The sequence below is a fragment of the Vibrio sp. NC2 genome (assembly GCF_025195005.1).
Taxonomy (GTDB): Bacteria; Pseudomonadota; Gammaproteobacteria; order Enterobacterales; family Vibrionaceae; genus Vibrio; species Vibrio splendidus.
Genome location: NZ_JANVFC010000001.1, coordinates 711,955 through 735,261 on the forward strand (window position 1 = coordinate 711,955; position 23,307 = coordinate 735,261).

28 protein-coding genes are annotated in these 23,307 nt (G+C 43.2%); 17 read left to right on the forward strand and 11 right to left on the reverse strand.

All coding sequences use genetic code 11. The features are described 5' to 3' along the window. The first annotated feature begins 149 nt into the window (after positions 1-149). From NX845_RS03395 to ttcA, 4 genes are all read left to right on the forward strand, one after another. On the forward strand, positions 150-1,004 hold the full coding sequence (locus NX845_RS03395; protein ID WP_004733700.1) for a membrane protein: 855 nt from the start codon (positions 150-152) through the stop codon (positions 1,002-1,004). After that, positions 997-1,842 carry a glucosaminidase domain-containing protein gene (locus NX845_RS03400; protein ID WP_065682432.1) on the forward strand — a complete coding sequence of 282 codons (846 nt, stop codon included), beginning with the start codon at positions 997-999 and terminating at the stop codon, positions 1,840-1,842. The genes NX845_RS03395 and NX845_RS03400 overlap by 8 nt, the downstream gene beginning before the upstream one ends. A 123-nt stretch (positions 1,843-1,965) precedes the next feature. After that, entirely contained in the window at positions 1,966-2,616 is a 651-nt protein-coding gene (locus NX845_RS03405; RefSeq protein WP_065682433.1) for a DUF2987 domain-containing protein, read from the forward strand. Positions 2,617-2,964: 348 nt separating this feature from the next. After that, positions 2,965-3,858: a tRNA 2-thiocytidine(32) synthetase TtcA gene (gene ttcA, locus NX845_RS03410; protein WP_004733695.1), complete on the forward strand. Its 894-nt coding sequence runs from the start codon at positions 2,965-2,967 to the stop codon at positions 3,856-3,858. Between the two features lie 99 nt (positions 3,859-3,957). Here ttcA and uspE read toward each other — a convergent pair whose 3' ends face one another. From uspE to ccoN, 10 genes are all read right to left on the reverse strand, one after another. Next, complete coding sequence (gene uspE / locus NX845_RS03415; protein ID WP_004733693.1) at positions 3,958-4,905, reverse strand: universal stress protein UspE; 948 nt, start codon at positions 4,903-4,905, stop codon at positions 3,958-3,960. 132 nt (positions 4,906-5,037) lie between these two features. Beyond that, positions 5,038-5,784 (reverse strand): FNR family transcription factor, encoded by a 747-nt coding sequence (locus NX845_RS03420; RefSeq protein WP_004733691.1) that lies wholly within the window; start codon positions 5,782-5,784, stop codon positions 5,038-5,040. An 86-nt stretch (positions 5,785-5,870) separates the two neighbouring features. Continuing rightward, positions 5,871-6,545, reverse strand: a complete 675-nt coding sequence (locus NX845_RS03425; protein WP_004733688.1) for a sulfite exporter TauE/SafE family protein — start codon at positions 6,543-6,545, stop codon at positions 5,871-5,873. Next, positions 6,535-6,771 carry a cbb3-type cytochrome oxidase assembly protein CcoS gene (gene ccoS, locus NX845_RS03430; RefSeq protein WP_004733686.1) on the reverse strand — a complete coding sequence of 79 codons (237 nt, stop codon included), beginning with the start codon at positions 6,769-6,771 and terminating at the stop codon, positions 6,535-6,537. The genes NX845_RS03425 and ccoS overlap by 11 nt, the downstream gene beginning before the upstream one ends. Next, entirely contained in the window at positions 6,771-9,143 is a 2,373-nt protein-coding gene (locus NX845_RS03435; RefSeq protein WP_065682434.1) for a heavy metal translocating P-type ATPase metal-binding domain-containing protein, read from the reverse strand. Before NX845_RS03435 ends, ccoS begins: the two co-directional genes overlap by 1 nt. Positions 9,144-9,148: 5 nt before the next feature. Beyond that, complete coding sequence (locus NX845_RS03440; protein WP_004733683.1) at positions 9,149-9,628, reverse strand: FixH family protein; 480 nt, start codon at positions 9,626-9,628, stop codon at positions 9,149-9,151. Between the two features lie 108 nt (positions 9,629-9,736). Next, on the reverse strand, positions 9,737-10,711 hold the full coding sequence (gene ccoP, locus NX845_RS03445) for a cytochrome-c oxidase, cbb3-type subunit III (RefSeq protein ID WP_004733681.1): 975 nt from the start codon (positions 10,709-10,711) through the stop codon (positions 9,737-9,739). Continuing rightward, a complete protein-coding gene (locus tag NX845_RS03450) occupies positions 10,711-10,884 on the reverse strand; it encodes a CcoQ/FixQ family Cbb3-type cytochrome c oxidase assembly chaperone (RefSeq protein WP_004733679.1) in 174 nt (57 codons plus the stop codon). The genes ccoP and NX845_RS03450 overlap by 1 nt, the downstream gene beginning before the upstream one ends. Positions 10,885-10,893: 9 nt before the next feature. Next, positions 10,894-11,514 (reverse strand): cytochrome-c oxidase, cbb3-type subunit II, encoded by a 621-nt coding sequence (gene ccoO / locus NX845_RS03455; protein WP_004733677.1) that lies wholly within the window; start codon positions 11,512-11,514, stop codon positions 10,894-10,896. Between the two features lie 11 nt (positions 11,515-11,525). Further along, positions 11,526-12,953, reverse strand: coding sequence for a cytochrome-c oxidase, cbb3-type subunit I (gene ccoN / locus NX845_RS03460; RefSeq protein WP_032497766.1), 1,428 nt, complete (start codon positions 12,951-12,953; stop codon positions 11,526-11,528). 258 nt (positions 12,954-13,211) lie between these two features. On the opposite strand from ccoN, the gene NX845_RS03465 reads away from it, so the two are divergent. The 3 genes from NX845_RS03465 (at position 13,212) to NX845_RS03475 (ending at position 16,601) form a co-directional block, all read left to right on the forward strand. Then, positions 13,212-13,577, forward strand: a complete 366-nt coding sequence (locus tag NX845_RS03465) for a hypothetical protein (RefSeq protein ID WP_004733675.1) — start codon at positions 13,212-13,214, stop codon at positions 13,575-13,577. Between the two features lie 115 nt (positions 13,578-13,692). Further along, complete coding sequence (locus NX845_RS03470; protein WP_004733673.1) at positions 13,693-14,877, forward strand: FIST signal transduction protein; 1,185 nt, start codon at positions 13,693-13,695, stop codon at positions 14,875-14,877. Continuing rightward, entirely contained in the window at positions 14,877-16,601 is a 1,725-nt protein-coding gene (locus tag NX845_RS03475) for an ATP-binding protein (protein ID WP_065682435.1), read from the forward strand. The genes NX845_RS03470 and NX845_RS03475 overlap by 1 nt, the downstream gene beginning before the upstream one ends. 150 nt (positions 16,602-16,751) lie before the next feature. Here the strand turns inward: NX845_RS03475 and NX845_RS03480 are convergent, their stop codons facing one another. Continuing rightward, positions 16,752-17,120 carry a DUF3693 domain-containing protein gene (locus NX845_RS03480; protein ID WP_260256527.1) on the reverse strand — a complete coding sequence of 123 codons (369 nt, stop codon included), beginning with the start codon at positions 17,118-17,120 and terminating at the stop codon, positions 16,752-16,754. A gap of 207 nt (positions 17,121-17,327) precedes the next feature. Here NX845_RS03480 and NX845_RS03485 point away from each other — a divergent pair, with 207 nt between their 5' ends. The 10 genes from NX845_RS03485 to NX845_RS03530 all read left to right on the forward strand — a co-directional run bounded on the left by NX845_RS03485 (position 17,328) and on the right by NX845_RS03530 (position 23,196). Next, positions 17,328-17,624: a hypothetical protein gene (locus NX845_RS03485; RefSeq protein WP_102314436.1), complete on the forward strand. Its 297-nt coding sequence runs from the start codon at positions 17,328-17,330 to the stop codon at positions 17,622-17,624. Positions 17,625-17,626: 2 nt separating this feature from the next. After that, positions 17,627-17,890: a hypothetical protein gene (locus NX845_RS03490; RefSeq protein ID WP_102441572.1), complete on the forward strand. Its 264-nt coding sequence runs from the start codon at positions 17,627-17,629 to the stop codon at positions 17,888-17,890. Between the two features lie 2 nt (positions 17,891-17,892). Further along, the gene (locus tag NX845_RS03495; protein ID WP_020699819.1) at positions 17,893-18,093 is read left to right on the forward strand and encodes a hypothetical protein; all 201 of its coding nucleotides are present in this window, start codon (positions 17,893-17,895) and stop codon (positions 18,091-18,093) included. Next, complete coding sequence (locus NX845_RS03500; protein WP_020699818.1) at positions 18,083-19,195, forward strand: replication initiation factor domain-containing protein; 1,113 nt, start codon at positions 18,083-18,085, stop codon at positions 19,193-19,195. The genes NX845_RS03495 and NX845_RS03500 overlap by 11 nt, the downstream gene beginning before the upstream one ends. Next, positions 19,183-19,524, forward strand: coding sequence for a DUF1293 family protein (locus tag NX845_RS03505; RefSeq protein WP_019350628.1), 342 nt, complete (start codon positions 19,183-19,185; stop codon positions 19,522-19,524). The genes NX845_RS03500 and NX845_RS03505 overlap by 13 nt, the downstream gene beginning before the upstream one ends. A gap of 15 nt (positions 19,525-19,539) precedes the next feature. Then, positions 19,540-19,767, forward strand: a complete 228-nt coding sequence (locus NX845_RS03510) for a hypothetical protein (RefSeq protein ID WP_019350627.1) — start codon at positions 19,540-19,542, stop codon at positions 19,765-19,767. 19 nt (positions 19,768-19,786) lie between these two features. After that, a complete protein-coding gene (locus tag NX845_RS03515) occupies positions 19,787-20,005 on the forward strand; it encodes a hypothetical protein (RefSeq protein WP_260256528.1) in 219 nt (72 codons plus the stop codon). Between the two features lie 211 nt (positions 20,006-20,216). Beyond that, positions 20,217-21,422: a hypothetical protein gene (locus NX845_RS03520; protein WP_260256529.1), complete on the forward strand. Its 1,206-nt coding sequence runs from the start codon at positions 20,217-20,219 to the stop codon at positions 21,420-21,422. Between the two features lie 3 nt (positions 21,423-21,425). Further along, complete coding sequence (locus NX845_RS03525; RefSeq protein ID WP_260256530.1) at positions 21,426-21,770, forward strand: hypothetical protein; 345 nt, start codon at positions 21,426-21,428, stop codon at positions 21,768-21,770. A 1-nt stretch (position 21,771) separates the two neighbouring features. Continuing rightward, entirely contained in the window at positions 21,772-23,196 is a 1,425-nt protein-coding gene (locus NX845_RS03530; RefSeq protein WP_260256531.1) for a zonular occludens toxin domain-containing protein, read from the forward strand. Positions 23,197-23,307: the final 111 nt, after the last annotated feature.

A 23,307-nucleotide genomic window follows, 5' to 3' on the forward strand; every position in this document is an offset into this window, starting at 1 on the left:
AAGTGTCTAATTATTAACCATTAAGACGCAAAAGCAAGCCTTGTTACAGATTCATATTTTAGTTTGCAGCCGACATATGGGTATAATGAAGGCAATTTTTTATCAATAAGTTAGGTGGCTTCGTTTAGTTGGCGCACCTAGGTATCAATATGAACAACGACATCGAAAAAGATTTTAATTTGGGCGGTAGTATCGACCGTGCACTTTCCGGCGATTATGAGCTCAAAGCAACGGCTGTATTCCAAGAAGCTTGGAAACATACGATAAGTCACTTTCTTTCGTTTTCCCCTGCGATTGTTGCGCTGATGTTCGTGCAATTGGCTATCTTTTATATCGCACTAAAACTGCAGCTTGGTGACCCCGCGATTATCTTAGACGCGGTTATCGATCCAGAGGCATTTACACCACAGGTCGTTGAATCCATTTTTATTGCTAACTTTAGCTACGAAGTAATCAGCGCGCCTATCTATGCTGGTATCTGTTTAATGGCAATGAGCCACGTCGCAGGCTTACAAACCAAAGTGCGTCATATCGGAAAAGGTTTACAGTTCACGGTTCCAGTCATTCTCGTTACTTTGTTCAGCCTCATGCTTCAAGGCATCGCAGGTATGCTTTTGCCATTTTTGTCTATCTACTTCTCACTAGCATTCAGCAATTCAATTCTGCTGATTTGTGATAAGAAAGTACCGCCAATGCAATCGCTGCTGCTTTCTCTAAGAGCGGTAAATAAGAAAATCTTCGTCGTCGCATCTATCTACTTAATGGTTATGCTGATGTTCATTGTGGCAGCAATGATGTACGGCATTGGCTTGATATTTGTTCTTCCGTTTTTCTTTCATGTGAAAGGCATCATCTACCGTGAAATGTTTGGTATCAAACTGAAGGTTATTGCGTCAGATCGACCTAATAGTGATGACGACAACAGTAACGGTGACAGTAATAACGACGGCAACAACAGTAACGATGGTAACAAAAACAAAAACCCTCAGGTGTTCGATGCGTAATAATGTCAAAGGCAGCGCAAGTAAATCACTTGCGCTAAAGGTAACTGCACTAGCGATTGTGGGATCTATCTCACTGGTTGGTCCATACATTTACCAAGAAGAGCGCCGACGTTCGGCAGACCAAAGTTCAAATACATCAAGTGAGTTTGGTAATTTGACCGTGGCTTCAGATCGACCAAATTTTGCTGCTATCGAAGATGTAAACGTGAAAAAAGACACATTCTTTTCGTTCCTTCGCCCAAGCATCAATATTGAAAACAAACGTATCACCAAAGAACGCGCGTTTTTAACTAAGCTATCTGAATCTGGTTTGAGCAATATTGACTCTGAAGACGCGTCTTATGCGAAAAGGCTAGGGAAGTTGTACAGCTTACCAGTACCTAGTGAAGGTTTAAATCAGGCATGGCTGACAGAGATGCTGAGCCGTGTCAACGTACTGCCAGAGGCGCTGGTACTGACACAGGCTGCTAATGAATCGGCTTGGGGGACATCGCGTTTCGCCACCAAAGCCAACAACTATTTCGGACACTGGTGTTACACCAAAGGTTGTGGACTTGTTCCGCTACAACGTAACGAAGGTAGCTCGCATGAAGTAGCAACATTCTCTTCAAGCCAAGAATCGGTGCATCGTTACTTCATGAACCTTAACCGCAACCGTGCTTACTCTGATTTAAGAGCCATTCGCGCAAAACTTGCTGCACAAGGTGATGACCTTTTAACAACCGAAACAGCGACAGAGCTCACTAACGGCTTGTTAAAATATTCTGAGCGAGGTTCAGACTATGTGACTGATTTACAAGCTATGATCCGTCACAACAAGGTATACTGGAAAAAGTAACTCATTTTGATACCAACTTGGTTGCCTTCGAAAGTCGGCTTACACCAAGTAACATCACAAAAAGAGCAGCTCATTGGCTGCTCTTTCTATTTATAAACGCTCAACTTCGACAAGATTATAATAATGAAAAAGACAGTACTCGCTCTATTAGCCACTTTAAGCCTTGGCGTTTCTCTTCCTGCTTCGGCGCAAGAATACATGTTCACGTATTCTAAACTCTATACTCAGCTGAAAAACAACACCAAAGAAGGGCACGATGATGTCAAAGTTGCGGTCTTCTTTGTTGACCAACAAGCACAGAAAACCTGTCACATCAGCAAAGCTTGGATGGAGAAAGAAGAGCATTACGAAGAGTTAAAAGTGTCTCCTGCGAATGAGCTGCTTCTACCAGTAGATAAAAACCTACGCTCAGCAAACCCTCTTATCTTTGTACAAACCCAAGAACAAGAATGTGCGTATTCGCTCGTCGTAATGACTCAGGAACCTTTGGCTGGAACGGTTGAGGTTGCACAGTTAGAAAGCCTATTACCACAGATGCAAGCGATGCTAGAAGACGTCAGCGGCATGTTCTCTAGTTGGTTCACTCCTGATATTCAAGGTTTGACGCTAGAATTTGATAGTAAACTTGAAGGCAATATTGCCCTGTCTAATGGTAAGCAAATCCCAATCAAAGAAGGGCGTGCGAAATTCACGCTGGACGAACTGAACGGAAGTGACAGCGTCACGTTACCAGAAGCCACAGTTCGTGTTTTGCCTTACATCCCTGCGCAATAATAACTACCGGCCAGAAGCTGTTTGCTCAGCTTAAGATCTTGACGAAACAGCCTGTTCTCCGTTGAACAGGCTGTTTTCGTTTAAAGTCTTAAACCTAAACCTAAACCTTTAAATCTTGCCAAATCACATATCTCAACGGCCTTTCACCTTTGATTCTTACCTCTTATTGCGACATGTTTTTCTCACCGCTAGAGGACAGATCGTATGATAAGGCGGAATCTTTCTCCTGCTTGGCTTGTTTATCCTGTCGTTGCTGTTCCAACCTGAAATAAAAATCCGTATAATCCACGCCCTAAAACAGTCCCACTAGCAATCTACAGTCGGTAATACGACGGTGTGAGAGTCGCAATGAACCAAAACGAAAATAAAAAAGATACACTTGAATTCAACAAGCTTCAGAAACTTCTAAGAAGAAATGTTGGGAATGCCATCGTCGACTACAACATGATCGAAGAGAATGACGTAGTAATGGCGTGCATTAGTGGCGGTAAAGATTCATTTGCGATGCTAGACATTTTGCTACGTTTGCGTGAAGCAGCACCCATCAAATTTGATGTTGTTGCCGTAAACCTAGACCAAAAACAACCGGGGTTCCCTGAGCATATTCTTCCTGAGTACTTTGAAACTCTGAACATTCCTTACTACATCGTAGATAAAGATACGTACTCAGTGGTAAAAGAAAAAGTGCCGGAAGGTAAGACAACTTGTGGTCTATGTTCTCGTCTTCGTCGTGGTACTTTGTACTCGTTTGCAGAGAAGATTGGCGCAACGAAGATTGCTCTAGGTCACCACCTAGACGACATTGTTGAGACTATGTTCCTGAACATGTTCCACGGTGCTCGCCTTAAGGCTATGCCACCTAAGCTTCGCTCTGACGATGGTCGTAACGTTGTAATCCGTCCTCTGACTTACTGTCGCGAAACGGACCTAATCAAATACGCAGAGCATAAAGAGTTTCCGATCATTCCATGTAACCTGTGTGGTTCTCAAGAAAATCTGCAACGTCAAAACATCAAAGCGATGCTAATTGATTGGGATAAACAGACTCCAGGCCGTGTTGAGAAGGTCTTCAAGTCAATTCAGAACGTGAGCCCAAGCCAATTGGCTGACCGTGAGTTGTTTGATTTCATTAACCTTCCACTGGATCGTAGCGAAGATCGCAAAGCATACGAATTCGAAGAAGCTGAAATCTCGTCTTCAAACATTGATGAGTCAATGTTCATCGACGTAACTAACGTATAACGCGATATAAACGATTCTGTTGTTGGAATCGCGCAAGCTTTAGATAAACAAAAACGCCTCAAGCATTGCTTGAGGCGTTTTTTTATAATTAAAAATCAGCTATTTAGACAGGTTCGGATCGAGAGGGCTAACGTAACCTGACGGTTTAAGAGCCAGTACATCGCAGTTAATCTTGTCGATGACATGTTCCGCAGTATTGCCGATAAACACGGCAGACAAGCCAGTACGACCTGTTGTACCAAGGATAACCATAGCAGCATTGTGTTCAGACGCTACACGAGGAATAACATCTTCAGGCAAGCCTTGCTCAACCACGGTTTGCTCTTCACACATACCGTGTTTCTGGCGTAGTGCTTTCATCGCGGTTAAGTGATGGCCGCGAACTGCATCAGTATAAGAGGTTGGGTCAAACTCTGGCAATTCGATTGTGATATTCGCAGGTGTCACCGGGTAGGCGTTCACCAAGAACGGTTCAGCATCCAAACGACCAGTGATCTCAAGTAATCTGTCGACCATCGTATCATTGAGCTCTAAGTGAGCTTCTGTTTCAGAGCCAACATGAACGGAAGCGTAGATCTTCGCGTGTTCTGGCCAGAAATCATTTTTAACCAACAGTACTGGGCTAGGGCACTTTCTTAATAGATGCCAGTCGGTTGGAGTAAATATGACCGATTCTAAGGTATCGTGCTTACGCGTGCCTTTGATCAAAATGTCATGCTCACCACTGTAAACCTCAGCAATGATCGCTTCATACGGGCGATTATGCCAAACCACTTGTACGTTAAATTCAATAGAATCGTCAAGGTAAGGAGCAGCAACCTTATTCATCCAAATTTCACGCTGATGAATTACGCCTTTGCGCATTGCGTCTCTCTCATCGACAGAGAGCATAGATGTCATTTCATACGAGAAGTCGTAGATCGACAAAAAGAAAGTGATGTGGCTTGTTGAGGTGCTTTTCTTGGCAAGTTGGATAGCACGAACTAGAGCAGGTTGCTCATCGTGATTAATGTCTGCGACAACTAAAATTTTGTTATAGATACTCATAACTAAGCCTACTTTTCAGACCGAACATATAAATAATGTAGCGTAGTTATGGAGAGAATAAGAGAAATATAAGAGGTTTTAAGAGAGAAACATGATGTAGCTCATTATTGAACTACATCATTGATATCTAGACTATTCTTTTGAAACGCCAGCAAGTTCCATCAACGCATCGTGATCTTCGATAGTGATGTATTTGCCTTTAACGCTCAAGATGTCCGCTTTTTGGAAACGACCTAACAGACGGCTGATTGTTTCAACAGTCAAGCCAAGGTAGTTACCAATATCGCCACGAGTCATCGTTAAGCGAAACTCACGAGGGCTGAAACCACGCTGAGAGAAGCGAGTTGAAAGGTTGTAAAGGAATGCCGCAAGGCGCTCTTCCGCGTTCTTTTTAGAAAGAAGCAGAATCATTTCCTGGTCACCTTTAATCTCATTACTCATCAAACGCATAATCTGCTGACGCAATTTAGGCATTTTCCCTGATAAGTCATCGAGAATCTCATATGGAATTTCACATACCATAGAAGTTTCCAAAGCTTGAGCGAAACTAGGGTGTTCATCACCCGTGATCGCGTCAAAGCCAACAAGATCGCCCGCTAAGTGGAATGCAGTAATCTGCTCATCACCTTGCTCGGTAATCGTATAGCTTTTAATCGTTCCAGAGCGAATAGCATAAAGAGACTTAAGTTCGTCTCCCGCTTTAAATAGCTCTTGGCCTTTTTGAATAGGTTTCTTTCTTTCAATGATCTGATCAAGTTGATCTAGCTCAGATTCATTCAAAGTAAATGGGATACAGAGTTGGCTAATACTACAATCTTGGCAGTGGATCGCACAGCCACCAGACTGAACTCGTTTCGTCACAGGCTTTTCAGAAATCATAACAATCTTTCACTATTTGATATACGTCAATATTTTAGCATTCCTTAATCCTAAAGGGTAGTAAAAAAACCGGATTAAAGACTCCGCTATACGGTATAAATAATGAGCTGTAGCGCCATATAACCGGTATAGAAGCCGTAAATAAGGATTAAAATTGCGCCAAACTGGCGAAATAAGTCAGCTTGTTGCAGTTTTTTGAGGAAATTGGCGCCCATTCCAACCGTGAGCATCGCTGGAAGAGTACCTAAACCGAAAGCAAGCATGATACCCGCTCCGTTATACCAACTTCCTGACACTGCCGCCCACGTTAGCATTGAGTAAACAAGACCACATGGAAGCCAACCCCAGATAAAACCAAAAGGTAAAGCATGGCTAGGGTGCTTCAATGGTAGAAATGATTTGCCTAAAGGAGAGATATAGCGCCATAACTTCTGTCCAACTTTTTCAAAGAACAACAAGCCAAACCACCATTTACCAATATACAAACCTAAGACGATCATAAAACCAGCAGCAAACAAACGCAGCCAGCCCAGCAGAGCATTAAAATCGCTCAGCTGACCTATCGAAGAGATTGCACCACCAATAACACCGCCAATCACAGCATAGCTTAACAAGCGCCCTAAGTTATAAAGCAGGGGAATGACAGGGGAAGGTTTACTGTTGCCAATCGAAAGAAGCGACGCAATACCACCACACATTCCCATGCAATGGCCTGCGCCGATCAATCCAACAACAAAAGCGCCAATCCAATCAGGCGTCATCGTTCTTTTTGTCTAAGTTAGTTTGGCTTTCTACGTTAGCTTTCTCATTCTTGACAGGTTTACTATCAGAATGATGATGAACATTAGTATCTTCATCAAACAGAATGTTATGGCCTTGGCGTTCAAGGTCTTCAAACTGCTCGCTCTTCACTGCCCATAGAAAGATTCCAACCGCGATACATACAAGTACGATCGCAATTGGAATGAGTATGTATAAACTTTCCATTATTTACCTTGCTCTTTTAAAAGCCTTAACGAGTTAGATACTACAATAATAGAGCTAGCAGACATGCCAACAACGGCAATGTATGGAGCAACCAAACCTGCGACAGCCAAAGGAAGAATAAGTAAGTTATACCCTAGTGACCAAGCTAGGTTTTCACGGATTATCCTACGCGTTTTTAGCGCCAAAGTACGGGACTTAAGTAATCTATCGAGCTTATCACCCAATAGCACCATATCCGCAGAGGCTTTCGCCACATCAGTACCGCCGCCCATAGCAACAGACAGGTGAGCACCGGCCAGAATAGGGGCGTCATTGATACCGTCACCAACCATCATGGTGATGTCACTTGCGTCTCTAGAGTTTAAATAAGCCAGCTTGTCTTCCGGCTTCGCGTTAGCAACAATGTCAGTAATACCAATCTCTGCTGCAACAGGCTTCGCATTAATCAAAGAGTCGCCAGTCAGCAGCGTGGTTTTGATTCCCGCTTCTTTGAATTGCTTAATGAACTCGATACTTTCTTTACGAATCGGATCTTCATAAGTGAATGTTGCAATATGACGACCAGACATCGACAAGTAAATACCGTTACTTTCAGATGGCTGAGCTTCACCTAGAATGAACTCGCTGCTACCAATCGCCACTTCTCGCCCATTCAACTCGCCAGTAATGCCCGAGCCAATCACGTTGTTTACCGACTCCACTTCGATATCATCAGAAATATAAGTTTTGAACGCTTTAGCGATAGGGTGGTTAGCGTGTTGCTCTAGGCTTGCTGCAACTTGCAAACAAGTGTCTTTATCAAGGTCAGCAAACGTCTCAACTTTACTGATACGAATATCACCTTCAGTCAGAGTGCCCGTTTTATCGATGATTAAGTGGTTTACCTTGCATAAGGTTTCAAATACGTGACCTTTGCGCAGCAAGATACCGAAGTTACCCATGCGAGAAGTTGAGCAAGTAATCGCGGTCGGCGTCGCAAGAGACAGAGCGCAAGGGCAGGTCGCTACTAATACTGAAAGCATGATCCAGAAAGCGTCTTCTGGTCGTGTTTGATGCCAGTAGAACCAAGTCCCGAATGAAATGATTAAGATAACCGCGACAAAGTATCGAGCCACCACATCGGCGATTTCAGCAATTCGGGGTTTAGACAATTGAGCTTCATCTTGAAGACGAACGATATTAGAAATAACCGAATCCGCTTTAGAGGTCATCACTTCCAATTCAAACGATTCATCACCATTCAGTGTGCCAGCAAAGACCGTATCACCTTCATTCTTAACCACATGGATAGATTCGCCAGTCAGCATGGATTCATCGATATGAATTCTGCCAGACAATACTTTGCCATCTGCGGGAATATGTTCACCCGGTAGAACGCGAATCTGGTCGCCAACTTTTAAGGTTTTTACCGGTACTTGCTCACCGTCTAGCGTTGTCGCCATCGCAGGAACGAGCTTAAGCAGGTTACCGCTAGCTGCTGCAGCTTTACGACGCGCGCGCATCTCAAGGAAACGGCCAAGCAACAAGAAGAAGGTGAACATCGAGATAGATTCAAAGAACACTTCACCTTGCTCTGTCACTGTTGCCACTAAACTCGCAACGTAAGCAAATAGCAGAGCGATCGAAACGGGTACATCCATACCCAATGTTCGGCCTTTAATACTGCGCCACGCATTAATATAGAAAGGTAACGCAGAGTATAGGAGAACAGGTGTTGCGAAGATCAAACTTACCCAACGGAAGTAACTTTTGAATTCAGGTTCAAGGCTGCCAAACACTTCGAGGTAGAGCGCTACAGCTAACATCATGACTTGCATGGTCGCTAAACCAGCAATACCAAGACGATAGAGATAATTCTTCATCGATCGATGATAGGCGGCTTCTTGTTGATCAGCCTCGAATGGAGCGGCTTTGTAGCCTAGGGTATGGATTGCAGACAACAGCTCGCTCAGTTTAGCCTGAGTGTTGTCCCAGCTGAGCAGGGCGCGGTTAGTCGTGGTATTAACACGAATACTAACAACCCCTAACTTTGAAGAGACTTGCTTCTCAATAAGCCATGCACAAGCAGCACAAGAGACACCTTCTAGTGACAATGTCACTTCAGAAGTATTTTCAGAGTTACGGACGAACTCCAATTGAACATCTTCGTTGTCGTAATGACTGAGTGCCAGAAGTTGCTCTGGAATTAGATCCGCTTTTTCAGCCGGAGCGGTACGATATTGGTAATAAGAGACCAAACCGCTATCAACGATTGTCTGGGCTACGGTTTCGCAACCTGGACAACACATCGGTCGAACCGATCCTAAGATTTCTACTTTAAAATCCGTTTCCGCTGGTACATCTTCACCGCAGTGATAACAGGATTCACACATAAGCTTTAGTTCGTTAGTTGAGTAGGAGTATCAATTGGGAAGTTCATGCGACCTTGCACTAACCATTCAGAATCATGCGGAGAAAGCTCAATAAACCATGGACCTTGCATTTCATGGTCCAGAGTCAACGTGTAGTTGCCGCTCGCATCAGCGGTCAGTAGCTGAGTAAAATCACGGTCAGGGAGCGTTCGGTGCACGAACATTGCGCTAATAGCAGGGAAGTGGTCTAGCTTGCCTTTGTCTAGGGTAATGATAACTGAGTTACCTTTCTCGCTAACTGAAGCTGATAGGCCAAGCTTTTTAGCAACGTTTACTTTTGAAATGTCGACATTAATACCTTTACCTTTTTTATAGTAATCTTCAGTGACAACGTTAACTGAATGGTTGGTAAGTATCGCGACTCGAACCAATGTTAGCATAGAAACGCCAACGGTTAGGAAGATCAAAAACCACGGCCAAAACTGCTTATACCAAGGTTGTACCATATTATTATTCTCAATATATCCAATGAAATAAAACTAATTTTTACAAACACTTAAGGTTATAACTGTAAAAGAAAGACAGCCCCTTAAGAAGGGGCTGTTATTATTATGTTACTCTTTATCTGAGTTGCTGAGGCTCCAGACGTAGGCAGCGACGAGCTGTACCTTATCCTCGCCGAGGATGTCCTTCCAAGCCGGCATTACACCAGAACGACCGTTCATTACTGTTTCAGTTACATCAGCACGAGAATCGCCAAACAACCAATCGCGGTCTGTTAGGTCAGGAGCACCAACAGCAGGGTTACCCTTACCATCTGTACCATGACACGCAGCACACACTACGAAACGTGCTTTACCAGCTTCTGCTTCACGTACGTTCACGCTACGACCAGAAAGGCTAAGAGTGTAGCTAACCACTTCTTTAACGCCTTCTTCGCCAAGTGCATCTTTCCACGCTGGCATTTGACCGACACGACCATGCATGATGGTAGTAACGATCGCTTGTGGTTCACCGCCATATAGCCATGCATCGTCAGTCAAGTTAGGGAAGCCCTTTTGACCACGAGCATCAGAACCATGACACTGAGAACAGTTTTGCAGGAACAAGCGTTGACCAACTTTGATTGCGTCAGCATCTGATGCAATGTCAGGAACAGAACGAAGACCGTTCTCATCATGAGCTAGCTTCTTAAATGCTTCGCCAAAGTAAGTGTTCGCGTCATCAAGCTCTTTTGCGTACTCATCTAACTGTTTGTTAGCTTGAGCTGCAGCGATTGCAGAGCGAGACTCTTCTACGCTACGAACTGTTTGGTTTGAACTCGTCCAACCTAGTAGACCTTTAAAGTTGCCAAGGCCTGGGTATAGAGCAAGATAAACAGCTGCAAACACAATTGTGCTAACGAAAAGGTATGTCCACCATTTAGGTAGTGGGTTATTAAGCTCACGAATACCATCGTATTCATGGCCCATGTCATGACCTTCTTCTACACCTGTTTTATCGTTGGAACACCAACGAAGTAAGGCTGCACAGCCAATCAGCGTACCGATTGTGATGACTGTTACCCAAATACTCCAGAATGTACTCATTACTTCGTCACTCCTTGATTTTTATCTTTCGCAGGTGCTTCATCAGCGAACACTAGGTTTGCATCTTCGTCGAAGCGCGACTTACGATTTTTACCGAAAGCCCACCAAACGATGCCGATGAAACAAGCAAAAACAGTAACAGTCCAAACACTTTGAAATGTAATAATGTCCATAATTATTCCTTATTTCATTGCGTGGCCAAGCGATTGAAGGTAAGCGATGATTGCATCCATCTCTGTTTTTCCTTCAACATCTTGTTTAGCGTTAGCAATTTGTTCGTCTGTGTAAGGAACACCAAATTGATTACGGAAGATTTCAAGCTTCTGCTTAGTCAATTTGCCATCAAGTACATTCTCAGCAAGCCATGGGAAACCAGGCATGTTTGATTCAGGAACAAGTTCGCGAGGGTCGAGAAGGTGAACACGGTGCCACTCATCAGAGTAACGATCACCAACACGCGCTAGATCTGGGCCAGTACGCTTAGAACCCCATAGGAATGGATGTTCCCAAACACTTTCGCCAGCTACAGAGTAGTGACCGTAACGTTCAGTTTCAGAGCGGAAAGGACGAATCATTTGGCTGTGACATACGTTACAACCTTCACGAATGTAAATATCACGACCTTCCATTTCCAGAGCAGAGTAAACACGTAGGTTTTCTACAGGTTCAGTCGTTTGCTTTTGGAAAATAAGCGGGGTGATTTCTACTAAAGCACCAAAGCTGATTGCGATAACAATTAAGATCGCGAGTAGACCAACGTTTTTCTCGACCAACTCATGGCGATTATTTGAATTTGAGCTCATTCTAAATCTCCTTAAGCCGGTTGAGGGATAGCTTTAAGGCTATCTTTAGGTGCAGAAACAGTTTTGTACGTGTTGTATGCCAGTAAGAACATACCAGATAGGAAGATAAGACCACCTAAGAAACGTACAAAGTAGAACGGGTAAGAAGCTTCTACAGACTCTACGAAGCTGTAAGTCAATGTACCGTCAGAGTTAACTGCGCGCCACATCAGACCTTGCATCACACCAGAAATCCACATTGCAACAATGTAGAAAACCGTACCAATCGTTGCTAACCAGAAGTGAACATTGATTAGGGATACAGAGTACATACGCTCTTGACCAAATAGTTTAGGAACTAAGTGGTAAACCGAACCGATAGAAACCATAGCAACCCAACCTAACGCACCAGAGTGAACGTGACCGATAGTCCAGTCCGTGTAGTGAGATAGTGCGTTAACCGTTTTAATTGCCATCATAGGGCCTTCGAAAGTCGACATGCCGTAGAATGATAGAGAAACGATTAGGAAACGTAGGATTGGGTCGTAGCGAAGCTTATGCCACGCACCAGATAGAGTCATAATACCGTTGATCATGCCACCCCAAGACGGAGCAAACAGAACCAATGACATAACCATACCTAGAGACTGAGTCCAGTCTGGAAGCGCAGTGTAGTGTAGGTGGTGTGGACCAGCCCAGATATACAGTGACACAAGAGCCCAGAAGTGAACAATCGACAAACGGTAAGAGTAAACAGGGCGACCAGCTTGTTTAGGAACGAAGTAATACATCATACCTAGGAAACCAGCTGTCAATAGGAAGCCTACCGCATTGTGTCCGTACCACCATTGCACCATTGCATCAATTGCACCTGCATAAATCGAGTAAGATTTAAACGCAGATACAGGAACAGCTAAGCTGTTAACGATGTGCAACACGGCAACCGTGATGATGAAGGCTCCGAAGAACCAGTTTGCTACATAAATGTGCGATGTCCTACGTTTAATCATGGTTCCAAAGAACACGACTGCGTAAGCTACCCACACAAGAGTAATAGCAATATCGATTGGCCATTCAAGTTCTGCATATTCTTTACCAGAGGTTAAACCTAACGGTAAAGTAATTGCAGCGGACAGGATAATCGCTTGCCAACCCCAAAAGGTAAAGGCTACGAGAGGGCCACCAAAGAGACGCGTCTGACAGGTACGTTGCACAACATAATATGATGTTGCAAACAGCGCACTTGTACCGAACGCAAAAATAACCGCATTAGTATGCAGGGGACGTAAACGACTGTACGTCAACCACGGCGTATCAAAGTTTAGCTGTGGCCAAACTAATTGAGCGGCAATCAAAACACCAACGCCCATACCGACAATACCCCACAAAATTGTAACGAGGGTAAATTGACGGACGACCGTATAGTTGTAGTTTTGTTCAAGCTGCTTTTCTTGGCTCATTTGCATGCTTCCAATTTCTTATTTACTACACTTTACTTCCAACACGACTCACGTCGTAATGCCACCCAAATTAGAAAAGGAAATTCAGCCTATTCAGGGCTTTATTTCCACTTGCTGATTTTGAAAAAAAGTGGCATTTTCAACGCGACACTATACTTGAATTAACAAATCAATGACAGAGTAGTAACCTTACGCTTGGTCTGGAATTGGGTTTTTATTTAAAAACTTTGAACTTTGTAACAAGGAGTAAAGATTATAATGGCGGCACAAAAGCTAACAAAGGGCAGGCTCGTACAAATTATCGGCATGTTGGTTATTTTAATAGCGGCATTTACTTGGAGAACAGTAACATACGACAATAACGAAACAGTAAGCTGTATAATTTCAAAACCGTGTGAATTTGGTATTGATAATCATAATGTTTTAATTTCGGGCGATAGTTCAGGGTATTCAATCGAAACATCTAAAACTGGCAAATTTATCATTAGCTACAATGAGAGCGGAATTCTAGAAGAAAAAGGGCCTTCGAATTGGCTGTTACAAACTAATGATAAGACCTCCTCAATAACAGTTACATTTCCACAACAGATAAGCACGTTTTCCGTAAACCTTTCTAAAGAGTAATAGAGGTAAAACTGAGTCACGCCTCGGTTCTTTTGATAGAAATATGTACCAAATCAGTGAAACACCATGCATTAAAGTGTTATAAAGAGGACATTAATAAAGTTTCCCGGAATCTATGAAATTTCTATCAAAAGTCTCTTATTCCCTAGACGATAAAATCGCAGTAGATGAGTTGCTCAATGGGGTAGAAAACCCTGACGATATTGCCTGTCTTATTTGCTACTGCACAGAAGAGTACTCAACACTCGCTGTGCAGAGATATTTCGTAGATGCTCTCCCTAACACCCCAATACATGGCTGCACCACTTGTCACGGCATTATGACCGAAACTGGGTTCCACTCCGGCCCAGTGATAGGCGTACTCATCATCTATGACTCCGGGATCAACGCCTATGGTACGGGTATCGAGCACTTTAGCGACTCCATAAACCAAAGCACCTTCAGCGCCATCGATAAAGCACTTAAGAACGCCAACCGAGAAGGTGAAATCCCTGATCTTATCTTACTGCATTCCACTCCAGGCAATGAAGAGAAGGTCATGGCGGCTATCGATAAGAAGTTTGGTACTGAGGTACCTGTTATTGGTGGCAGCGCGGCGGACAATCAGGTTTCTGGAAACTGGAGTATCTTTACCGAAGAGTCACTCTCTATCAATGGCGTATCTTTAACTGTGGTATTTGCTTCTCAGTCCATCTATTCGTCTTTTAGTGCAGGCCATACGCCCACTCGCTATTCTGGGACCGTGACTAAAGTAAGAAACCGAATATTGTTGGAGATTGACCATAGACCAGCCGTCACCGTTTATAACGAATGGACCAATTTCCATCTAGGTGGTAGTGATGATGGCTATATATTCGAAAAGTCGTCCGTGTATCCGCTAGGGCGAAAAGTTGGCTCTTCATACGACTACCCATATTTCAAATTGTCCCACTCAATCAGAGAAACAGAGTGCAATGGAATCGAGCTATTCACAGATATCAGTGAAGGCGACACCATTTATTTGATGCAGGGCTCTAAACAGCAATTGATAAGCCGTGCCGCTAATATTATTCACTCTTCTTACTACAACGACATGGATTTAGAAGAGAAACTAGGTGCGATCAACATCTTCTGTGCAGGTCCAATGTTGAACCTTAAGCAAGATATGGACGAAGTATGCGATCAAATAAATCAAGCACTTAACGGACTCCCATACATATGCCCATTCACCTTTGGTGAACAAGGAAGGTTATCTGGCGGTGAAAGTGCGCACGGAAATTTAATGGTATCGTCTGCAACGTTTTATAGGTTGAAAAAATAATGGGCTCTGAAGGTCAAGAAGCGCTGCAAGAAGCACGTATTGAACTGCAAAAACTAAAAGCCCGTGAGCGAAAACTGGCTGAAGAGAACAGGGTGATCTTATCAACCATCTCTGCGATCAGTAAGGCAAGTAACATATCTGAGATATTTTATAGTCTTGAATTTGTGCTCAAAAAATACATTAAATTTGATGACTTTATCGTAATATCTAGGGTAGGGAACGAAGGCAATTTCAAAACCCTGTTAACCAATAACAAAGTCTTCGAACAAATGAATTGGAGTGATTGTGGCAAGCTATCTCGAGTGATCAATGGAGAATGCGCCATCCTTTTTGAACCAAAGTCTCTGGGTGAATTCAATTCCTTACATCCCATTATCCTCGATCAAATCAACTCTGTTCTAATTACTGGTATCGATAGCGGACTAACACAATCCGTCATCATCTTTATCCACTCCAATACCAAGCACTTTAGTGTTGAAACCAAAGCAACCCTAAACCGATTTAGACCACTGATTGAGCGTGCTGTTTTCGATATTGAAAACAAAGAAAAGCTTGAAGCAACCGTTCGAGAGCGTACAGCAGAGCTTGTCACAGCAAGAAAAGACGCAGAAAGAGCCAACAAGGCCAAGTCTGAATTCCTCGCAATGATGAGTCATGAATTAAGAACACCGCTAAATGCCATCATTGGCTTGATAGACGCCCTAAAATCCACACCTCTGAACGACGAACAACAGTCTATACTGCTTAATATGAGCACATCATCTGAGCTTCTACTGGCAATTATCAGTGATGTATTGGACTTTTCTAAGATCGAGTCAGGATGTTTTTCGCTTGCGCCTCAATGGAGCAACGTAAGAGACACTGTAACGTTTGTATTGTCTGAACAAAAGAAGACAGCAGACGATAAAGGGTTGGCGCTAACGGTAACCAGCGATATCCCTGAAGGTGAACTTCATTACATCGATCCAAGCCGCTTGGCACAGATCCTATTTAACCTGATTGGCAACGCGATTAAATTTACTGAGCGTGGGCATGTCCATGTTTCTATCAAATACCTGCAGAGCTCATTCTATATAACAGTAGAAGACACCGGGATTGGCATTAGCTCACAACAACTTTCGTCGCTATTCAGCCCATTCGTGCAAGCTGATAGCACAATCACACGCAGATTTGGTGGTACCGGTTTAGGCCTGGCGATAACCAAACGACTGGTAGAATTGATGCGAGGACGCATATCTGTAGAAAGTGAGCCAGGTAAAGGCTCTAAATTCGAAGTACAGTTACCAGTGCTTACCAGAGTCACGAACAATCTAGCTCACTGTGAAGAAGACAAATCTTCAAGAGAACTCAGAAGCCGCTATTCAGTTTTAGTTGTCGAAGACAATCCTACAAATCAAATGGTGATTAAATTGATTCTAACGCGACAAGGCCACGAAGTTTTCATCGCAAGTAACGGTGAAGAAGCAATTGGCTTTGTTGAAAGAGGAAACGACTCGATAGACATTATCTTGATGGATGTGTCTATGCCAGTAATGGATGGCCTAACGACAACTAAATACATGAGAGACGCGAACATCAAAACGCCAATCGTCGCGCTAACAGCACACACATCATTAGAAGATAAATGTTCGTGCTTAGATGTAGGTATGAATGATTTCGTTACCAAACCAGTAAGAACCAAAGAGATCACAGAGGCTATTGATCGATTAATGCTTGAAATCTAATAAACGTATTCTTAATCGAAGATTAGGATATATGTTTATTAGGTATTTTATGGTAAATAGCCTCACTGTTAAATAGAACGCTAATTTGGTAGATAAACAAGAGGCAGGGCATCACACAAAGATACCTGCATTATAAACACCAAAACCAATTTAACATAATATACATAATACGCACTGAGCTAAGGCTTCTTGAGTAGGCACCATCCATAACGCCAATCCACCACAAGCCATTGAAATACCTGATAATCCTAGCCCGTCAAACTTTTTTGCCATGTGTTCCCATAGCTGCTTAATCTCTGGATTTTCGTTGCGGTCAGCGTGCAAACCTATCAACGCGATCTGCGGGTCTAATTTTGCTTTCTCTGCTAAAAAAACTGCCTGTGAATCAGTTAGATAGCGACGACCTTTGCGGAAATCACTGATTCTTTGCTGAGGTATATTCATATCGTGCGCTATTTGTTTGTCTTGTACGTAATTTTGAGCCTGTTTGTAGGCGTCTAACAGTTTATTTTGGTACATGGCAAATCCTCCGTTTCTTCAATCATAGCTTATTGCTAACCATTTTTGGTGTCTTGCACTAACCAAATCTGGTGTATATGCTTCTCTCCGATAACCAAATTTGGTTAATCAAATTTGACTGTCTAGGTTTGGGCTGTTTGCCCTTGACGCTTATAGCTCGGCTTAGATGGTCACTCCAATTCTCAATAATCAGTCAAGGTGGTTGTTATGTTTACAGTTGAATCGATTCAATACGGCTCTGTGCTCAAATCTGAACACGTTAGCTTCTCTAACTACCCAGATTTCACACACGCGTCCGTGTCTCTTCATAACTCACCACTAGAAATCTGCTTTGAGTTCCTTGTTAGCGAACTTGAGTTTGGCCAACGCACTATCGGTGAAGAACTTTTCCACACTGTCAGCTATAAGAATCCGCTTTATAACTCTGAAGACTCTTTCACGCTTACGTTTGATAACGACCAAGAGCTTGAACAGTTCTGCTCGTTCTATGGTTTGGAGCGTTAATCATGAATACATCATCGGCTCTAGTCATTACTGTTCAAACCAAATCAGGCACTCGATTCTTTTGCGGTTTTGGTAAACGTCAGCATGTTAAAACGGCTTGGCATATTGCGGGTTCAAAGTTCTTCACGTCCGAAGCTCTGTCAGATGATGTTCGTGAAGTTTGCGACATCCTTACATCTAAAGGAAAAACGTTTTCTGTTCATGTTGTTAAAGGCCTGCTTGAAGAGCCTTTAGATCTCACGACTCCTTTGTTTGTTGGTAAATAATCATGGATTCAATCTACTTCGACAACGAACCCAATCACGGCATCAACGCTTATTTTCCTTGGGGTCACAACTTCTTTAAGACTCAGCGTGAGTTCTTCCAATTCATGGAAGTTCATTACGGCATGGTGTCATTTCAGATTGTCGAAATCACTGATGAGAACTACCAAGAGCTTTTGGTTAAAGGTGTTTTCCATGCCATCTAAAAAACCACATAAGTTTCATGATGAGATTCGTCCGGTTCAAGTGGATCACCTAGCCTTTTCGTTTTCGTACGGCTCGCTTAGACACTTAGACAGCTCGAACGAACAAGACTTTATCAATATGCAGTTTCCTGAGTTTAAAAAGAGAAGCGTCAACGGTCGCCTTAACTCACCAGAAGCGATAGAGAAATCAATTGAGTCACACCGTAACAAATGTCGCAAGGTTTTAGCCGATAGGTTTGATGAGTTCATGTCTAAAGTCTTTAACTTCCGTATCTCTCCGATGCGTGGCCGTGGCTTACATGGCTATGAAGATTCAATGGTGATTTACGATTCTACGGGAACGGTTGAATGTGGCTTGGTTGGTGTTGGCGGTAATAACGATACGGTTTACGTGCAAATCAATGGTACGGGTTGCGCTAAGTTGTTCGACTTCACCACACACAAAAAGGTGCACTGGTGGTTGTCACTTTTGGGTATCACTCGCCTAGCCCGTTTAGATCTCTGTGTGGATGACTACACCGGAATCTTTGACTGTAAGTATGCTGAGAAATGTTTTTATGAGGGAGCATTTCGCACTGCTTCTCGTGGTCGTGGTCCCACAATGGTTCCTCATAAGCGCGTTTCACAATCCGGTGAATTATCAGAGGAAGCCGTTCTTGTTGGCTCTCGTACCTCTGCAATCTACTGGCGTGTGTACAACAAGAAGTTTGAGCAAAACATCGCTGACCCTGAAGTAATTTGGTACCGCAATGAAGTGGAATTGAAGAAGTGCGATTTGGCACTACTCGCCTCGCCTGCTTCGGCCTTTGCTGGTCTGTGTGACTTCTCGGCCAGTATCGACCCTGCTGAACCAATGAAGATTGAGCTTAACAAAAAGAAAGCAGGTCTTGAGTTCTTCGCTCGTATTGCTTGGGTTCGTCGTCAATGTGGCAAAGCTCTATCTGAAGTTGTTGCAATGACTGAGGGTGACTTGGGGGAAGCATTCGGAATGCTCATTCCTACGCACCATAGACGCGCAAACTTTGAAACCTCGTTAGGCATTCCTGACGAATACACTAAACAGAAAATCGAAATTTTGGAGTCAAGAATATGCCTACAATAACTGGTATTGCTATCAAGCGTTTCCCTAAATCCAACATGGAATTTGCGGAATTGTCTGTTCTTCGTGCCGTTGAAGAAGTCGATAACGAGAAGTTTCAGCAAACGGGTATCGGTTACTCGACTGACATCCCTTACAACAAACAAGCGTTGAAAATTGATGTGGCTTACGCTCGTCAGCTTATCCAATCACGCGCTTTTGTTGCTAACCGTGACTACGAACTGAGCTTTGGTGCTAACCCAAATGATCCTCTAGATATCTTGGTGACCAAACTTGTTCCTGTCGATGAAGAAATTAAAAAGCACTTCGATAACTTCATGAAAGCTAAGTAATTAGGTCTAGGTGCTATGTCTATTTGCGTGACTGTTATTGATGGGATTTTGCAACAATCGTCTGGTGATGTTTGTGAGTATGTCTTGGTCTCTAAAGAACAGTTAACGCACTTGGTTGATGGTCAATTTGATTGGTCATTACTTGAATTCGACAAATCGTTGTATGAATTCGTTGTCGGTCAGAGCTTGGCAACCTTTGTTGGTGGTCATGTTCTAGGCCGTGTATTAAAACACTTTCGTTAATCCATTTAGGAAAATTATTATGATTAAACTACGTCAATTGGTTAGCAATAAAATCCTTGTTGCTTCTGTCGTTCTTACTTCTGGCTCTGCGTTCGCTGACCCAAGCGCGAATGAAACAGCTATCACTGCTGCCGTTAATGCAGGTAAAGGTATGGTCGAGCTAACTACTTCTGGTGTGATTGGTATTGCTGCTCTTGCCTTCGGTCTGGGTATGGTTGTTTCTTGGCTCCGTAAGTAATGATTATCTCCGTTGTTCTTGGCTCTTTAACGTGCGCCTCATTCCTTTATGGGGTTTATACCGGAGTCATAGCAGGTTGATTGATTGGGAGCTTCGGCTCCCTTTTTTATTGGGGGTTTATATTTATATGTTATTCAAAAATAGCCTCGTTTTACTATTCTTGTTTTTCGGTTTTTCAGTGAATGCTTTTGCAGGTCTCTGTAAAGTTACTATGGCCAATGACCAGTATTTTTATGCAGGTGTTCAGTATGGTGATACCGTTAATTTCTCCGCTGTTAAGTTGTCTGGTCATACTGTGGCGGGTCCATGTGAATTAAAAAGAGGACGAACTACTGTCCTTATGGGTTCACCTGTTCCCTCTTGTCCTTCTGGTACTAGTCTAGTTGATGGCAAGTGTGAATCCCTTTGTAAACAAATGGAGGGTCAAAGCTTAGGTACTGTCACTTTTCCTGAAGGGACTCGGGACGTCGCCTCCCTTTGTCGAAATTCTTGTAAAGCTAAGTCTGATTTATTTTTCCCTGCTGCTAATCCTCCCTATGGAGTTTTTACCTACACGGGTGATTCTTGTGATGGTTCTGAATCATCGGGCGGTGATGGCTCTACTGGCGGTGATGGTTCTACTGGTGGTGACGGTTCTACTGGTGGTGACGGTTCTACTGGTGGTGATGGTTCTACTGGTGGTGATGGTTCTACTGGTGGTGATGGTTCTACTGGCGGTGATGGTTCTACTGGTGGTGACGGTTCTACTGGTGGTGATGGTTCTACTGGTGGTGATGGTTCTACTGGTGGTGATGGTTCTACTGGCGGTGATGGTTCTACTGGTGGTGACGGTTCTACTGGTGGTGATGGTTCTACTGGTGGTGATGGTTCTACTGGTGGTGATGGTTCTACTGGCGGTGATGGTTCTACTGGTGGTGATGGTTCTACTGGTGGTGACGGTTCTACTGGTGGTGACGGTTCTACTGGTGGTGACGGTTCTACTGGTGGTGATGGTTCTACTGGTGGCGGCAGTTCTAATAATGGTGAAGGTCTCACTAAGGGAGATATCAAAGACGTTCTTGAAGATGTCTTTGGGAAATCAGGTTCATTCAGTGCTCCAGGGCAAGGTGATGGATACGCTACTAACACTGTACTCACCACAGCAGTTGATGATCTAAAAACTGAAATTGATGACCTAGAAAAAACACTTGAAAGTAAGGTAAAGGAATCCCCTTTAAAGCTCGGTCATATGTCATTTTCTAACGGCTCATATGAATCCACAACTTTTTCCCTAAGCCGATGGAATGTTGATGTTGGGTTCAACTTGTTCAGTTCTTTAGGCTCTACCAATACCAATATGATTCGCACCGTTATCTTATTCATCGCAGCTCTATTAGCTGGCTTTATCTTGCTTTCCTCTGGTCGCTCTAAGGTATAAATCATGGAATATTTCTACAGCGCACTTGATTACATTGTTACTGTCTTCGGCAGTATTTACGACTTCTTTGCTACCATTCCTGACTTGTTTTTAGACTTGTTTACCTACGCATGGTTTTGGTTCATTAAGCTCTATATCTATCTAAAAATCCAAATGCTCGAATTGGCCTATAACGTTGCCTCTTTATTGCTTTCTGAATATGAGGTCTACACGGTGTTAAACATGGCCTTTAATAAGCTTCCGTCAGACTTACGCTTTGCCTGTCACCAGTTCGGTATTGTTGATTCAGTTCGAATTATTGTTGATGCGTTTGCTACGGCATTTGTGCTTAGAATTATGGGGTGGTGATATGGCTGTTTCCTTTCGTCATGGCTCTAACGGGGCTTATAAAACCGCTTATGTTACATGGTTCGAAATCCTCCCTGCCTTGCGTGAGGGTCGTATCGTTGTCACGAATATTGAGGGCTTGAAACCAAAAGAATCTATCGAAGAATTGTTAGGTGAAAAGTTTCCAGATTCAGCACGCTTGATTAGGATCTTCACACGATCTTCTGAGGGAGTAATGCTTTGGCAAAATTGGTTTAACTGGATGCCCCTTGGCGCATTCGTTGTGATTGATGAGTGTCAGGATTTGTATTGTCCCGAAGCAGGATTTAAGCGTGAAAAGTTCTTACAAAAGCCCTTTTCTGAGTTCGTAGATTACTTACCTAAAGACTTTTCAGAATTGTTCTATTCCCGTTGGCTTCCGGTTGACCCTGATTCGTTTGAAGTGGGTGACGTTGATGATTGTGAACGAACCCAACTCGATGAAAATAACAGACTGCTCTACCCGTTCGACTTCTACGGTGCATTCATGCGACATAGAAAATACCAATGGGATATTGTCATGCTTACACCTGATTACACTGCAATCCCCACTTGGTTGAAAGGGTGTGCCGGTGAAGCTTATTCTCATCGCTCAACAGATACATTCTTTCGAAGTCGTAAGCCTAGGATTTTTAACCACCCTCCAAAATCCACTAAGACAGCTCCTTCCACTAAGGCCGACATGGCCAGTAGTACCACCAAGAAAGTTCCTGTTGATGTGTTCGCGCTTTATCAGTCCACAGGAACCGGAGGCTTTAACGCCACTAAATCCGATATCTCGGTTTTGAAGTCTCCAAAATTCATTCTCGCGATCATTATTGGGGTCGTGGCCATTGGCAAGTTTCTATGGGATTTATCTTATGTACTATCTGATTCTGATGTGGGTGAAGTTCAAACGGTTGATGCGCCAGCTGCCGTTCCCAACTCGCCTACTCTATCCAATTCGGTTAACGTTCCAGTATCTGAAAATGTTCTTATCCAAGATGGGGAAAGTTCTGTTCGGGTGGGTTCTAGCAATGTTACTTCTCAAGCTTCTGTTGAAAGTCTTCCTGATGCTGTGAATCCTTTCTTTGATGCTTTTCCTGTGTTTAATGGCTCTACTGCGGTTTATCTTACGTCCATAAATAAAACGGTTTATCCAAAGGGCTTTGGTGAGTATTCGGACTTTGTCTTTAGGATAGATAAAGGTGTAGATACTTTTTATATACGCTCGGCTGTGTTGAATCGCTACGGCTACCGCTTTGAATTGATTGATGATTGCTTGATTCAAGTGCGCTCTAAATCAGTATCAAGGGTTTTAACGTGTCCACCTACATCGAGTGGCGTTGCTATCGCTTCTGAAAGTAACGACTTGATGAGTGGAAGAGTTGAGGATGTTCAAAGGTCTGTCGATATCTTCAGTATGTAGAGTAATTAGGTAGTGCTATCAAAAAGCGAACCGGTGAGTTGATCGAGGTTGATATATTGCTATCAAAACGAGCACTTTAGCCTGGAACAAATAGCTCAAAATGCTATCATT